Annotated in this window: 13 protein-coding genes; 4 read left to right on the top strand and 9 right to left on the bottom strand. The window is 72.3% G+C overall.

Annotation, left to right across the window (positions count from 1 at the left end):
- Positions 1-2 precede the first annotated feature (2 nt).
- From recA to ACIHCM_RS27055, 3 genes are all read right to left on the bottom strand, one after another.
- On the bottom strand, positions 3-1130 hold the full coding sequence (recA, locus tag ACIHCM_RS27065; protein WP_399900922.1) for a recombinase RecA: 1128 nt from the start codon (positions 1128-1130) through the stop codon (positions 3-5).
- Positions 1131-1513: 383 nt separating this feature from the next.
- On the bottom strand, positions 1514-2752 hold the full coding sequence (locus ACIHCM_RS27060; protein ID WP_399901243.1) for an AI-2E family transporter: 1239 nt from the start codon (positions 2750-2752) through the stop codon (positions 1514-1516).
- Positions 2753-2894: 142 nt separating this feature from the next.
- Positions 2895-3089 carry a DUF3046 domain-containing protein gene (locus ACIHCM_RS27055; RefSeq protein WP_399900919.1) on the bottom strand — a complete coding sequence of 65 codons (195 nt, stop codon included), beginning with the start codon at positions 3087-3089 and terminating at the stop codon, positions 2895-2897.
- An 80-nt stretch (positions 3090-3169) separates the two neighbouring features.
- Here ACIHCM_RS27055 and ACIHCM_RS27050 point away from each other — a divergent pair, with 80 nt between their 5' ends.
- Positions 3170-4114, top strand: a complete 945-nt coding sequence (locus tag ACIHCM_RS27050) for a hypothetical protein (RefSeq protein ID WP_399900916.1) — start codon at positions 3170-3172, stop codon at positions 4112-4114.
- A 9-nt stretch (positions 4115-4123) separates the two neighbouring features.
- Here ACIHCM_RS27050 and ACIHCM_RS27045 read toward each other — a convergent pair whose 3' ends face one another.
- Genes ACIHCM_RS27045 through ACIHCM_RS27035 form a run of 3 tightly spaced genes read right to left on the bottom strand, consistent with a single transcriptional unit; the run spans position 4124 to position 6011 of the window.
- A complete protein-coding gene (locus ACIHCM_RS27045) occupies positions 4124-4432 on the bottom strand; it encodes an AzlD domain-containing protein (RefSeq protein ID WP_399900913.1) in 309 nt (102 codons plus the stop codon).
- On the bottom strand, positions 4429-5151 hold the full coding sequence (locus tag ACIHCM_RS27040) for an AzlC family ABC transporter permease (RefSeq protein ID WP_399900910.1): 723 nt from the start codon (positions 5149-5151) through the stop codon (positions 4429-4431). The genes ACIHCM_RS27045 and ACIHCM_RS27040 overlap by 4 nt, the downstream gene beginning before the upstream one ends.
- Entirely contained in the window at positions 5058-6011 is a 954-nt protein-coding gene (locus tag ACIHCM_RS27035; protein ID WP_399900907.1) for an AraC family transcriptional regulator, read from the bottom strand. The genes ACIHCM_RS27040 and ACIHCM_RS27035 overlap by 94 nt, the downstream gene beginning before the upstream one ends.
- 233 nt (positions 6012-6244) lie before the next feature.
- Here ACIHCM_RS27035 and ACIHCM_RS27030 point away from each other — a divergent pair, with 233 nt between their 5' ends.
- The 3 genes from ACIHCM_RS27030 (at position 6245) to ACIHCM_RS27020 (ending at position 13015) form a co-directional block, all read left to right on the top strand.
- Positions 6245-11203: an ATP-dependent helicase gene (locus ACIHCM_RS27030; RefSeq protein ID WP_399900903.1), complete on the top strand. Its 4959-nt coding sequence runs from the start codon at positions 6245-6247 to the stop codon at positions 11201-11203.
- A gap of 133 nt (positions 11204-11336) precedes the next feature.
- Complete coding sequence (locus ACIHCM_RS27025) at positions 11337-12218, top strand: Fpg/Nei family DNA glycosylase (protein ID WP_399900900.1); 882 nt, start codon at positions 11337-11339, stop codon at positions 12216-12218.
- A 32-nt stretch (positions 12219-12250) separates the two neighbouring features.
- Positions 12251-13015 carry an SDR family NAD(P)-dependent oxidoreductase gene (locus tag ACIHCM_RS27020; protein ID WP_399900897.1) on the top strand — a complete coding sequence of 255 codons (765 nt, stop codon included), beginning with the start codon at positions 12251-12253 and terminating at the stop codon, positions 13013-13015.
- Here the strand turns inward: ACIHCM_RS27020 and ACIHCM_RS27015 are convergent.
- The 3 genes from ACIHCM_RS27015 to ACIHCM_RS27005 form a co-directional block, all read right to left on the bottom strand.
- On the bottom strand, positions 12963-13235 hold the full coding sequence (locus ACIHCM_RS27015; RefSeq protein ID WP_399900894.1) for a hypothetical protein: 273 nt from the start codon (positions 13233-13235) through the stop codon (positions 12963-12965). The two genes, ACIHCM_RS27020 and ACIHCM_RS27015, sit on opposite strands and share 53 nt — an antisense overlap.
- 375 nt (positions 13236-13610) lie before the next feature.
- Complete coding sequence (locus ACIHCM_RS27010; protein ID WP_399900891.1) at positions 13611-14081, bottom strand: Dps family protein; 471 nt, start codon at positions 14079-14081, stop codon at positions 13611-13613.
- Positions 14082-14301: 220 nt separating this feature from the next.
- On the bottom strand, positions 14302-14682 hold the full coding sequence (locus ACIHCM_RS27005; protein WP_399900887.1) for a helix-turn-helix domain-containing protein: 381 nt from the start codon (positions 14680-14682) through the stop codon (positions 14302-14304).
- Positions 14683-14783: the final 101 nt, after the last annotated feature.

Raw genomic sequence — 14783 nt, 5'->3', positions numbered from 1 at the left:
GGTCAGCTCTTGGCAGCCGCGGCCTTGGTCTTCGCGGTCTTGGCCGCCGCCGGGGCCGGTACCGCCTTGGCCGGGTCGTCCGCGGGAGCGGAGACCGCGGCGTCCGTGCCCGGCTCCGCCGCGGGCTCCTCCGGACGCACCCCTACGCCCAGCTTCTCCTTGATCTTCTTCTCGATCTCGTTGGCCAGGTCGGGGTTGTCCTTGAGGAAGTTGCGGGCGTTCTCCTTGCCCTGGCCGAGCTGGTCGCCTTCGTAGGTGTACCAGGCGCCGGCCTTGCGGACGAAGCCGTGCTCCACACCCATGTCGATCAGGCCGCCCTCGCGGCTGATGCCCTGGCCGTAGAGGATGTCGAACTCGGCCTGCTTGAAGGGCGGCGCGACCTTGTTCTTGACGACCTTGCAACGGGTGCGGTTGCCGACCGCCTCCGTGCCGTCCTTCAGGGTCTCGATGCGGCGGATGTCGATGCGCACCGAAGCGTAGAACTTCAGCGCCCGGCCACCGGTCGTGGTCTCCGGCGAGCCGAACATCACGCCGATCTTCTCGCGGAGCTGGTTGATGAAGATCGCGGTGGTCTTGGACTGGTTGAGCGCGCTGGTGATCTTCCGCAGGGCCTGGCTCATCAGGCGGGCCTGCAGACCCACGTGGCTGTCGCCCATCTCTCCCTCGATCTCCGCACGCGGGACGAGCGCGGCCACGGAGTCGATGACGATGAGGTCGAGGGCGCCGGAGCGGACCAGCATGTCCACGATCTCCAGGGCCTGCTCGCCGTTGTCGGGCTGGGACAGGATGAGGTTGTCGATGTCGACGCCGAGCTTCTTCGCGTACTCGGGGTCGAGGGCGTGCTCCGCGTCCACGAAGGCGACCTGTCCGCCGGCCTTCTGAGCGTTCGCCACCGCGTGCAGGGTCAGGGTCGTCTTACCGGAGGACTCCGGGCCGTAGATCTCCACGACACGGCCGCGCGGCAGACCGCCGACGCCGAGGGCCACGTCGAGCGCGGTCGACCCGGTCGGGATGACCTCGATGGGCTCCTTCGCCCGCTCGCCCATGCGCATGACCGCGCCCTTGCCGAATTGCCGTTCAATCTGCGCGAGGGCGGCGTCGAGTGCCTTCTCGCGGTCGGTACCTGCCATGGGTTCCACCCGGTTTGCTTGAGTCGATCGCTTCACGTCAAAGACGCTAACGCCTGCCACTGACAATGCGCCCCGACGCCGGTCCAGCCTGTGGATAACTCGGGCACTTCTCCATCAAATCCCTGTGGAGATCCCCGCCGAGAGCCTCACCGGAGCCTCCATAAGAATGGATGTTCGATTTTCGTGTCAAGCTCACCACGCGGTACCTCCGAGACTACGACCGCGCACTGACACCGGCCCCCGCTTCCACCCCCCGGCCCCGCAACCCGCCGACTTCCCTGTGCACGGGGCCGCCGTTGCCGGGGGCGCGGTGCGGACGGTCGTCAGGACAGGCCTGCTCGGACGTCAGCCGGACGTCCGTACGCACTCACGCCGCGCTGCCGTCAGGAACGTTCGTCCGCGGAGCCTTCCCCCGGCTCGTCCGGCTCGCTCGAAGCCCCTGCCCCCGAGCCATCCGAAGCCCCCGAAGGGCAGTCTGCACCGCTCCCCGGCGCCCCGGACTCCGCCGCCCGCAGCCGCCCCCACACTCGCCGGGCGCGCGTGACCAGCCCCGTCCCCGGTGCCTGTCTGCGGTGCCCCTGGACCCGAGGATCGTCCGTGACGTCGTACCGCTTCACATACGCGCCCAGGAACGCCTGGAGCGTCGCGATCGCCGGGATGGCGATCAACGCACCGACCGCGCCGAGCAGGGCGGTGCCCGCGACGACCGACCCGAAGGCGACCGCGGGGTGGATGTCGACGGTCTTGGAGGTCAGCTTGGGCTGCAGCACGTAGTTCTCGAACTGCTGGTAGATCACGACGAAGATCAGTACCCACAGCGCGTACCAGGGATCGACCGTGAAGGCGATCAGCATGGGCAGGGCGCCCGCGAGATACGTACCGATGGTGGGGATGAACTGCGACACCAGCCCCACCCAGGCGGCCAGCACGGGCGCGTACGGCACGTCCAGGAACTCCAGCAAAATGAAGTGCGCCACTCCCGAGATGAGCGCCATCAGACCGCGCGAGTAGAGATAGCCACCGGTCTTGTTGACGGCGATCTCCCATGCGCGCAGCACTTCGGCCTGCCGGGCGGGCGGCAGCACGGAGCACAGCGCGCGGCGCAGCCGCGGGCCGTCGGCGGCGAAGTAGAACGCGAACAGGGTGATCGTCAGCAACTGGAACAGGCCCCCGAGCACCTGCGCGGACACGTCGAGGACGCCGGTCGCGCTGTTCTGCACGTAGTTGCGCAGCCAGTCGGAGCGGAGCACGCCCTCCTGGATGTCCACGCGTCTCAGCTCGGTCTTGAAGTGCGTGTTGATCCAGTTGATGACGGAGTCGATGTAGCCGGGGAAGCCCTCGACCATCGTGATGATCTGGCCCGCGAGCATGGAGCCGAGCAGTGTGACGAAGCCCGCCGAGAAGATCATCACGGCGAGGAAGACAAGGCCCGTGCCCAGCCCCCGGCGCATTCCGCGCGAGGCCATCCAGCTCACGGCCGGCTCGATGGCGAGAGCCAGGAAGAAGGCGATCAGGATGTTGATCAGCAGGCCGGTCAGCTGGTGGAAGGCCCAACTGCCCAGCTGGAACACGGCGATCAGGGCGAGCGCCAGGACCATGGCGCGCGGCAGCCAGCGCGGCATGCGCCCACCGGCGGCGGGCCGGGGCGGCGGCGCCGTGCTGGAGGGAGCTGCGTGCGGGGCTGCCTGCCCTGTCTCGTCTGCCACGATGCAAGTCTCACCCACGCCACCGACAATCGGGTGACGTCCTGCGATCTTCGTGACCTCAGCGCCTTTCCTGCGGCACGTCCATGACCGCGCAGACCACACGCCACACGTCCTTGGCCTCCCAGCCGGCGTCGAGCGCCTGGTACACGGTGCGTTCGCCGAGCTCCGACATCACGTGATCGCGCGCGAAGGTGTCGGCGTAGCCCGCACCGAAGTGCTCCGCCATCCGCTCCCAGAAGACCGTCAACCTCATGACGCCAGTATCCCGCCCCTGAGAGTGGGCCCGAGCCGGGAGCGCCTGCCGAGACCGCTTTCCGTCCTACGGTCTGAGCCATGGCCGAAACAGGAGCTTCACCACTCCCCCCGACGCCCCCGGCGCACTCCCCGCTGTTCCGCGCCGAGCAGTTCGTCTGGCTCACCGCGCGCGTGCTGGAGCAGCGCCTCTTCGCGTACCACTTCCTCCACGGCGGCGCCGACCCGGTGGAGACGGCACTGGACGCCTATCGCAACCAGGACGGCGGATACGGCCACGCTCTGGAACCCGATCTGCGCGGTCCGGTCAGCCAGCCACTGCACACCGCGCACGCCCTGCACGTGCTGGACGCCGTGGGGCGCTGCGGCGGCCAGCGCGTGGAGCGGGTGTGCCGCTATCTGACGTCGGTCTCCACCCCGGACGGCGCCCTGCCGGCGGTCCATCCCAGCCAGCGTGGCTATCCGACGGCCCCTTTCGTACCGGTTGTCGACGACCCGCCGAGCGAACTCCTCGCCACCGGGCCGGTGGTGGGCGTCCTGCACCGCAACGAGGTATGGCACGCCTGGCTGTTCCGGGCCACCGACTTCTGCTGGCAGGCCGTCGATTCCCTGGAGCGGTCCCATCCCTACGAGATCCAGGCGGCCGTGACCTTCCTGGACTCCGCGCCCGACCGCCCGCGCGCGGAGGCGGCCGCCGACCGTCTGGGCCGGCTGGTGCGCGAACACCGCCTCGCCGCCTTCGATCCCGGGCAGCTGGACACCTACCCCGTCGCTCCCGGGTACGCCCCTGGCGAGCACCATTTCCCGCACGACTACGCCAAGACGCCGCACTCCCTCGCGCGGGCGTGGTTCACGGACGACGAGATGGAACGCTCCCTCGACTTCCTCGCGAGCGAACAGCAGCAGGACGGTGGCTGGCCCCTCCGCTGGCGCCGCTGGGCCCCCGCCCCCGCCCTGGAGGCCCGCCCCCTGGTCACCATCCAGGCCCTGCGCACCCTCAGGTCCTACGCCCGGCCCATCGGCTGAATCCGCACCTCACCCACCGATCGCCCGTACCCCCGCCGTCACGACGACAGCCGCCGCGACGACCAGCAGAAAGGGAGCACGCAGCATCAGCGCCACGGCGGCCGCGGCGACCCCCGCGGCCCGCGCGTCCAGCACCAGCGCCCGCCCGTCGGCGAATGTCTGCTGGGCCGTGAGGGCGGCGAGCAGGGCAACCGGCAGCAGCGCGGCGAGCCGTTCGACGAGGGGGCGCTCCAGCACGCCGGCCGGCACCAGCAGTCCGGCGAGCTTCACGGCGTAACAGCTGACGGCGGTGACACCGATCGCGATCCAGACGTTCAACGAACCTCCTCCCGTCCCGCGCGACGTCCCCGCACCCACAGCACGGCCGGTGCCGCCAGCGCGGCCACCAGCACGGGCAGACCGGCAGGCAGCACCGGCAGCAGCCCCAGCCCCAGAAGCACGGCGAGCCCGGCGACCACCCGCTCGGTCGCGCTCGTCAGCATCGGCGCCAGCAACGCCAGGAAGACCGCCGGGCCGGCCGCGTCGAGTCCCCATGCGGCCGTGTCGCCGATGGCCTCGGCCCCCAGCGCGCCCAGCAGCGTGGTCAGGTTCCACAGCACATACAGGCTGAGACCGGTCACCGTGAAACCGATCCGGACGCTGCGCCGCGTGGGCTGTGCCAGGGCGACCGCGGCCGTCTCGTCGATCACCCACTGCGCGGCGAACGGGCGCACCGCGCGCGGGAGGGCAAGCAATTGCGACAGCCGCAGCCCGTAGAAGGCGTTGCGCACCCCAAGGAAGAAGGCGCCCGCGGCCGCCGTGAACGGATTGCCGCCCGCGGCGAGCGCCCCCACCAGCGCGAACTGGGAGGCGCCGGTGAACACCAGCAGACTGAGCGCACACGTCTGCCACAGCGTGAGCCCACTTCCCGCCGAGGTCACCCCGAACGCGAACCCCGACAGTCCTACGGCGACTCCGACACCGAGGGCGTCCCGTACGACGGCGGCATCCGGCCGTCCATCGGTTCGTATGTCTGCGAGAGCTGTCTGATCTGCCACGTGCCCGACGGTAGGCGCACTCGCCCGGCGGCGTCTTGTACGTTCTTGCGCTCCCGCTGGTAGGCCCCCGGTGGCACCCCGACGATCCGGCTGAAGTGCCGGTTCAGGTGAGGCTGGTCCGTGAACCCCACCAGTGCGGCGGCCTCCGCGGGTGCCGTCCCGCCGTCGAGCAGCCGCCGCGCCCGCCGCACGCGGGCATCGGTCAGCCAGGTGTGGGGCGGCATCCCGTACGACTCCCGGAACGCACGCAGCAACGCGAACGGGCTGGTCCCGAGCTCCTCCGCAAGCCTCTCCAGGCCCGGCGGCTCGGCCATCCGCGCTTCCAGCACCTCCCGCGCGCGTGCCGCGGTCCGGGCCCCCGCCGTCCGCACCTCCCGCTGCGGCAGCGGGCCGCCGTTCAGCCGCAGCAGCCGCGTCACAGCGACCCGCAGGAGCGTGTCGGCGGCGAGGGCGTTCCCCTCGTCCGCGGCACGCAGGACCTGATGCACCAGTGCCACCGCGTACGGATCCTCGAGCACCGGCCGCACGAATCCGGGGGTGCCCCGGATCACCGTCGTCTCGGCAGCGATTTCCGCCACCAGGTCCGGCGAGGGATAGACAGCCCCGTACCGCCACCCCTCGGGCACCCCGGCCCGCCCGGTGTGCGGCGTATCGGGATTGACCAGCGCCAGCGCCCCGGCCCCCGCGTACTGATCGCCCCCACCGTGGTGAAAGACCTCCACCCCGTCCGCGATGGCGGCGATCACGAAGTGCTCGTGCGTATGCCGCACAAAGGTCTTCCGCACGTACCGGGCACGCAGCAGATCCACACCGGGCAGCTCCGAGTACTGCCAGTGCCGCGCGCGCTCACCCGACCCCATGACGTCATTCTCCGCCACCCGGCCGGTGACGGCGGGAGGGCCCTCCCGCCCACGCCTGGGCGCGGGGGGGGACGTGCCGGGGGCGGCTGTCCGCCCGCAGCGGTCGGCGCGTCGACAGGGACAGACACGTCGGTACGCCACCCGCACCCGCGCAACCCGCACCGCCACAGGCACCGCCCCCGCCCAAACCCCAGCTCAACCCCATTGTCAGTGCCGAGGTGCAGGATGGACGCATGGCGAGCTCCACGCACCGAGCCCTGGACGGCTTCTCCCCCGCGACCCGCGGCTGGTTCACGGGGGCCTTCTCCGCGCCCACCGCGGCCCAGGCGGGCGCGTGGCAGGCCATCGGCGAGGGCTCGGACGTGCTGGTCGTGGCCCCCACCGGCTCGGGCAAGACCCTGGCCGCCTTCCTCGCCGCCCTCGACCAGCTCACCTCGGCCCCCCACCCCGCCGATCCCAGGAAGCGCTGCCGCGTCCTCTACGTCTCCCCGCTCAAGGCCCTGGCCGTCGACGTCGAGCGCAACCTCCGCAGCCCCCTCACCGGCATCCGCCAGGAGTCCGTCCGCCTGGGCCTGCCCGAACCCGACGTCAAGGTGGGTATCCGCTCCGGCGACACCCCGGCCGCGGAGCGCCGGGCGCTGTCCACCCGCCCCCCGGACATCCTGATCACCACACCCGAGTCCCTGTTCCTGATGCTCACGTCGGCCACCCGCGAGGCCCTGACCGGCGTCGAGACGATCATCCTCGACGAGGTGCACGCCGTCGCCGGCACCAAGCGTGGCGCCCACCTCGCCCTCTCCCTGGAGCGCCTCGACGAGCTCCTGCCGAGGCCGGCCCGCCGCATCGGCCTCTCCGCCACCGTCCGCCCGGTGGACGAGATCGCCCGGTTCCTCTCCCCCCGCCGCAAGGTGGAGATCGTCCAGCCGAAGTCCGGCAAGGAATTCGACCTCTCGGTCGTGGTGCCGGTCGAGGACATGGGCGAACTGGGCGGCTCCCCGGCGTCCGACAGCGGCCCCGAGGGCGGTGACCGCCCGTCCATCTGGCCGCACGTGGAGGAGCGCATCGCCGACCTGGTCCAGTCCCACCGCTCCACCATCGTCTTCGCCAACTCCCGCCGCCTGGCGGAGCGCCTCTGCAACCGCCTCAACGAGATCGCGTACGAGCGGGCGACCGGCGAGCCCCTCGACGAACACCACTCCCCGGCCGACCTCATGGGCGGCTCCGGCGCCGCCCAGGGCGCCCCGCCCGTCCTTGCCCGCGCCCACCACGGCTCCGTCTCGAAGGAGCAGCGCTCCCTGGTCGAGGAGGACCTCAAGGCAGGCCGTCTCCCGGCGGTGGTCGCCACCTCCAGTCTCGAACTCGGCATCGACATGGGCGCCGTGGACCTCGTCGTCCAGGTCGAGTCCCCACCGTCCGTGGCCTCCGGCCTCCAGCGCGTCGGCCGCGCGGGGCACCAGGTCGGCGCGGTCTCCACCGGCGTGGTCTTCCCGAAGTACCGCGGCGACCTGGTGCAGGCGGCCGTGGTCACCGAGCGGATGCGCACCGGCGCGATCGAGTCCCTGAGGGTCCCCGCCAACCCCCTCGACGTCCTGGCCCAGCAGCTCGTCGCCATGACGTCGATGGACACCTGGCAGGTGGACGACCTGCTCGCCTTGGTGCGCCGCGCCGCCCCCTTCGCCTCGCTCCCCGAGTCGGCCTTCACCGCCGTCCTCGACATGCTGGCCGGCCGCTACCCGTCGGACGCGTTCGCGGAGCTGCGCCCGCGCGTGGTGTGGGACCGCGTCACGGGCACGATCACCGGCCGCCCGGGCGCGCAGCGCCTCGCGGTCACCTCCGGCGGCACGATCCCCGACCGCGGCCTCTTCGGCGTCTTCCTGGCCGGCGCGGATCCCAAGAAGGGCGGCGGCCGGGTCGGTGAGCTCGACGAGGAGATGGTCTACGAGTCCCGCGTCGGGGACGTCTTCACCCTCGGCACCAGCTCCTGGCGCATCGAGGACATCACGCGCGACCGGGTCCTGGTCTCCCCCGCACCGGGTGTCCCCGGCCGCCTCCCTTTCTGGAAGGGCGACCAGCTCGGCCGACCGCTCGAACTGGGCCGCGCGGTGGGCGCGTTCCTGCGCGAGGTCGGCTCCCTGAGCAAGGAGGACGCCCGCCTGCGCCTGCTCGCCGCGGGCCTCGACGCCTGGGCCGCCGACAACGTGCTGTCCTACCTCGACGAGCAGCGCGAGGCCTGCGGCCACGTCCCCGACGACCGCACCATCGTCGTCGAACGCTTCCGCGACGAGCTCGGCGACTGGCGCGTCGTCGTCCACTCGCCGTTCGGCGCCCAGGTGCACGCCCCGTGGGCACTCGCGCTCGGCGCCCGTCTCTCCGAGCGGTACGGCATGGACGCCCAGGTCATGCACGCCGACGACGGCATCGTGCTGCGCCTGCCCGACGCCGACCTCATGGGCCTTGATCTGCTGGACCAGGAACCGGTGAAGCTGGGCACGGAGTACGACGCCGAGCAGGCCCCCGTCGGCGCCGCGGACGTCGTCTTCGACAAGGGCGAGGTCGACCAGGTCGTCACCGACCAGGTCGGCGGCTCTGCCCTGTTCGCGTCCCGCTTCCGCGAATGCGCCGCCCGCGCGCTGCTGCTGCCCCGCCGCAACCCGGGCAGGCGCACCCCCCTGTGGCAGCAGCGCCAGCGCGCCTCACAACTGCTCCAGGTAGCGGGCGAGTTCGGCTCGTTCCCGATCGTCCTGGAGGCGGTCCGCGAATGCCTCCAGGACGTCTTCGACGTGCCCGGCCTGGTCGAGCTGATGGGCGACCTGGAGTCCCGCAAGGTCCGCCTGGTCGAGGTCACGACCCCCGAGCCGTCCCCCTTCGCACGCTCCCTGCTCTTCGGATACGTCGCCCAGTTCCTGTACGAGGGGGACTCGCCGCTCGCCGAGCGCCGCGCCGCAGCGCTGTCGCTGGACTCGCGCCTGCTCGCCGAGCTGCTCGGCCAGGCGGAGTTGCGCGAACTGCTCGACGCCGAGGTGCTGACCGAACTGGAGCGGGAGCTTCAGTGGCTCACCGAGGACCGCCGCGTCAAGGACGCCGAAGGCGTCGCCGACCTGCTCCGGATGCTCGGCCCGCTCACCGGGGCCGAGCTTGCCGAGCGGGGCGCCGAGCCGCAGTGGGCCGAGGAGCTGTCCCGGGCCCGCCGCGCGATCCGGGTCCGTATCGCCGGTGCGGAACACTGGGCGGCCATCGAGGACGCGGGCCGCCTGCGTGACGCGCTCGGCACGGCCCTGCCGGTCGGGGTCCCGGAAGCCTTCATGGAACCGGTGAAGGACCCGCTGGGCGACCTCCTCGCGCGCTTCGCCCGCACCCACGGCCCCTTCACGTCGGCCACGGCCGCCGCCCGCTTCGGCCTGGGCGTGGCGGTCACGGAGGGCTCCCTGCAACGGCTCGCGGGGTCGGGCAGGGTCGTACAGGGCGAGTTCCACCCGGCCGGCATCGGCCAGGAGTGGTGCGACGCGGCGGTCCTGCGCAGACTGCGCCGCCGTTCCCTGGCCGCACTGCGGCACGAGCTGGAGCCGGTGCCGCCGGCCGCCCTGGCCCAGTTCCTCCCGCAGTGGCAGCACATCGGCCGGGGGCACACACTGCGGGGCATCGACGGACTGGTGCGTGCCATCGAGCAGTTGCAGGGCGCCTCCGTGCCCGCCTCCGCCCTGGAGAAGCTCGTCCTGCCGTCCCGCGTCGCCAACTACACCCCGGCCATGCTGGACGAACTCACGGCAGCCGGCGAGGTGGTGTGGGCCGGAGCGGGCGCGCTCCCCGGCAAGGACGGCTGGGTGTCCCTGTACATGGCGGACGCGGCCCCCCTGCTGCTGCCGCCCCCGCACCCCCTGGAGCTGACGGCCCTCCACGAGTCCGTTCTCGCCGCCCTCTCCGGGGGCTACGGACTGTTCTTCCGCCAGATCGCCGACCAGGTCCGCGCCACCACGCATCCCGAGGCCGGCGACCCCCAACTGGCCGACGCCCTCTGGGACCTGGCCTGGTCCGGCCGGCTGACCAACGACACCCTCACCCCGCTGCGCTCCCTGCTCGGCTCGGGCCGCACCGCCGGTTCCACGGCGCACCGCGCCAAGCGAACGGTGCCACGGGGCCGCTACGGCTCGCTGACCGCCGCCGCCCGTACGGCGTCGCGCAGCGGCCCGCCCACCGTCGCCGGCCGCTGGGCCCTGCTACCGGCCCACGATCCCGACCCCACCGTCCGCGCCCACGCCCTGGCCCGTACCCTGCTCGACCGGCACGGCGTGGTGACCCGGGGCGCCGTCGCCGCGGAAGGCGTCGAGGGCGGCTTCTCTGCGACGTACCGCGTCCTGTCCGCCTTCGAGGAGAGCGGCCAGGCCCGCCGCGGCTACGTGGTGGAAGGCCTCGGCGCCGCGCAGTTCGCGATGGACGGCGCAGTCGACCGCCTCCGCGCCGTGTCCAACGCGCGCGACCGGGGCGAGAGCCTGCCCGACCCGGCCTTCGGCAACGGCGCCGGCTCCCCTCACGGCACCGGCACATACGGCACCACCGCCTTCGGCAGCGGCACCCCCGGCTCAGCCGACGGCCACGTCTCCCCCGCCGACGCCCTGGGCCCCTTCCCCGATCACGCCTACCAGGACGACGAGGCATACTCCGACACCGACGGCGAGCCCCCGCTCGCCCACCCCGCACCGGGCGAGTACGTGTCCCCGCGTGACTACGCCGCGCAGGCACCCGCGTGGCAGAACGGCGGCCCCGCTCCGTACGGCACCGCACGCGGTCACCGCCCCACCCCCGCCTCCCGGGCCGTCGTCCTCGCCGCCGCCGACCCGGCGAACGCGTACGGGGCGGCCCTGCCCTGGCCCGAACCCCCGACCGGTGCCGGCCACAAGCCGGGCCGCAAGGCGGGCTCACTGATCGTCCTGGTCGACGGCGAAGCGGCCCTGTACATGGAGCGCGGCGGCAAGACCCTGCTGGCCTGGCCCGCCGACCCGGACGCCGCTCCTGACGACGACCCGCGTCTTGGCGCCGCCGCCGAGGCCCTTGCGGCAGCCGCCCGTGCCGGTTCACTGGGCACGGTCACCGTGGAACGCATCAACGGCGCCGCCGCCCTCACGTCCCCCGTAGGCACCCTCCTGGAGTCGGCGGGCTTCATCGCGACCCCCCGGGGCCTTCGCCTGCGGGCATGATCGAACCCGGCGACGCGCAGTAAAGGCCCCGCAATCGCGGACAGCGGCTTGCCCAGCGATCCGCAGAACCCCCTGAAGCCCCCCGCAGCCCACCCCCTGAGAATCCGCCCCCAGAACATGCCACCCTGAACCCATGCCCGAAGGAGACACGGTCTGGCAATCCGCGAAGCGCCTGCACACCGCCCTCGCGGGCAAGATCCTGACCCGCTCCGACCTGCGCGTCCCGAAATTCGCGACGGCCGACCTCACCGGCCGCACCGTCCTGGACGTCACACCCCGCGGCAAACACCTCCTCACCCGCATCGAAGGCGGACTGACCCTCCACTCGCACCTCAGGATGGACGGCTCCTGGAGGGTGTTCGCGGCCGGCGCACGCTGGACCGGCGGCCCCGCACACCAGATCCGTGCCATCCTCGGCAACCCCGACCACACCGCCGTCGGCTACCGCCTCCCCGTCCTCGAACTCCTCCGCACCACCGACGAGGACCGGGTCGTAGGCCACCTCGGCCCCGACCTCCTGGGCCCGGACTGGGACCCGGGCCAGGCCCTGGCCAATCTCCTCGCCGACCCCGCGCGCCCCCTCGGCGAGGCTCTCCTGGACCAGCGCAACCTGGCCGGCATCGGAAACGTGTACAAGAGCGAGCTCTGCTTCCTGCTGGGGGCCACCCCCTGGCTCCCGGTCGGCGCCCTCCCCGCCGACCGCACCGCCAAGCTCCCGGATCTCGCGAAGAAGCTCCTGGAGGCCAACCGCGACAGCCCGATCCGCAGCACGACGGGACGCCGCGGCCAGGACCTGTTCGTGTACGGCCGCGCACCTCGCCCCTGCCTGCGCTGCAACACCTCCATCCGGGTCGCCGACCAGGGCGACGGCTCCCGCGAACGTCCCACCTACTGGTGCCCGCGCTGTCAGACAGGCCCGGCCCCGGCGCCCGGCTCCACACGCACCGGCGGAGGCCGACGGAGCAAACCCCGCCCTGCCCCGCCCGGCGAAATCCAGCACCGCCCAGCCAATTGACGACCCGTCAGAAATCCTCGTACCGTCCCTGCATGGCCGTACAGGCATACGACCTCACCGGACGCACCGCCTTCATCACCGGCGCCGCGGGCGGCATCGGCCGCGCCTCGGCGATCCTCCTCGCCCAGGCGGGCGCCACCGTGCACTGCGCGGACCGCGACGCCCCCGGCCTGCACGAGACCGCCACGCTCATCAAGGGCCAGGGCGGCGCCGCCCACACCCACCACCTCGATGTCACCGACCGCGCCCAGGTCAGGCAGGCCGTCGAAGCCTGCGGCCGGCTGGACGTGCTGGCCGCGATCGCCGGCGTCATGCACAGCAGCCCAGTCCTGGAGACCCTCGACGAGGACCTCGACCGGGTGCTGAACGTCAATTTCAAGGGCGTCCTCTACGCCTGCCAGGAGGCCGCCCGTGCGATGCTCGAAGCCGATGTGCGGGGCAGCATCGTCACCATGGCCTCCGGCGCCGTCGACACCGGCGGCCCCGGCCTGCTGTGCTACGGCGCGGCAAAGGCAGCCGTCGTACAGCTGACGAAGACGCTGGCCACCGAGATGGGCCGGTACGGCATCCGGGTGAACGCGGTCGCGCCGGGCTGGATCCGCACGCCCATGACCGAACGCCACGACAGCGCGGCCCAGGCGCACACGGAGTCGGTGATGGCCCGGATGTCTCCGCTGGGCCGCGTGGGTACGGCGGAGGAGGTCGCGCACGCCGTCCTCCACCTGGCCTCGGATGCCTCGGCCTTCACGACGGGCCAGATCCTCCGTCCGAACGGGGGCGTGGCCATGCCCTGGTAGCGGGGCCCCGGACCGCCCGCCATACCGCCGACCCGAGCGAGCCTGCCGCGCGCCCCCTGGGCACACAGTGCACCGGCAGCAGGCTCAGCCCCCACCCCCCGGCCACGACCGCCCCCTCCAGCGCCCCCGCGTCGGGCGCCGTCGCCAGCCGCAGCACGGCCCACCACCACACCACGCCGAGTCCCAGTGCGGCCCCCCAGCGCACTATTCGCCCCGCCATGGCCGTCACCTCCAGCTCGGCGCCAGAAAGGCCGTCCTCGTCCCGGGGACGACGTTAGTGGCGTGCCCTCCTGCCACGGGAGGGCGCACCAGCGGCACAGGGGCGCACCATTCACCGGCACCGACGGAGAACGAGGCACTTGGGTCAACGGGGCCATCTCCGCGCCGCAGGCCGCCCCAGGGCAACATCCGCGCGAAAGGCCCCACACAACGGCCGCGCCCTCACGGGCCGCGGCGAAGAATCACTCGATCCAGGGCGGCAGCCTCGTCGAGGCCGACCGGTGGGCGCGACCCGGGCTTCCACCGGGCCGCTCGGACACGGGGAGGTCAGGCCCACGAACGCCCGGACCCGGACGCGACCCGCACGTGGACCGGCTCAGCCGTTCTCGGCCTGGAACATCCAGTGGTGCTTCTCCAGATCAGCCGTGATCCCGATCAGGATGTCCTGCGAGACGGGATCCGGCGCCTCGGTGGCCGCCACCCTCTCGCGCATCCGGCCGATCACGGCTCCCAGCGCGTCCACGAGGACACCGACGGCCTCCGCGTCCCTGATCCAGCCGCCGGCCGTCGCCGCGATACCGCTGCCCACGGCCACCGTGGAAGCGCGCCCGTCGGGAGAGACACCCAGCGCCGAGGCCCGCTCGGCGACCGTATCGGAGTGCTTACGCGCGCTGGTCACCACGTCGTCGAGCTGAAGGTGCACGCTGCGAAAGCGCGGGCCGACCACGTTCCAGTGGACCTGCTTGGCCACGAGGGCGAGGTCGATCAGATCGACGAGGGCGCCCTGCAGCGACTCGGCGACCGTCTTCAGATCGGCGTCGGACAGGGGGCTTTTCACGACGTACATCGCACCTCCGTAGGGCTGGCCCGTCATGTCCCTCCACGATGACCGCGCCACCCCGGACCGGCAAACGCACGCAAAACAGCCCCGAAGGGAGAACCCCGGAGGAGGTCCCGAAGACGCGAAAACCCCGACCGCACTCTCCGGACCTCCCGGAGAGGCCCTGGCCGGGGCCTCACACGTTCTCGCAGTTCACTGAGCACGCGCTACACACGCGAGACTCAGCTCACGCGGCAACCACGTCCACCGCTTCGGCGGGCGCCTTGATGGTCACCCGTTCCGGTGGCACACCGGTCACCGATACGGAACCCAGCATCGGGCGAACCGGCGTGCGAACAGGCTCGCTGGGGGTGGCCGCTGCAGACTGGGCCAGCTCGGCAAGGGCGAGCTCGTCGCTCACTTCCCGCATGAGCTCGGACATCCGTACGTCCAGCGCGTCGCAGATGGCGGAGAGCAGTTCGGAGGAAGCCTCCTTCTGCCCCCGCTCCACCTCGGAGAGATAGCCGAGTGAGACTCGGGCGGACGAGGAGACTTCGCGCAGAGTACGGCCCTGGCGCTGGCGCTGCCGACGCAGCACGTCACCCAGCAGGCGACGGAGCAGAATCATCGGTGGCTCCCTCCTCGGACCGCGTAGCCGCATCCTTCACGCCCCACCGTACCGCCTTGCGCTGCGGCCGTGCGGGGAGCGATGTCGTGTTCACTCAGGGC

The organism is Streptomyces sp. NPDC052023 (genome assembly GCF_044548465.1).
GTDB lineage: Bacteria > Actinomycetota > Actinomycetes > Streptomycetales > Streptomycetaceae > Streptomyces.
Note: the sequence above shows the minus strand (reverse complement) of the source record. Positions and strands in the feature narration are given on the sequence as shown.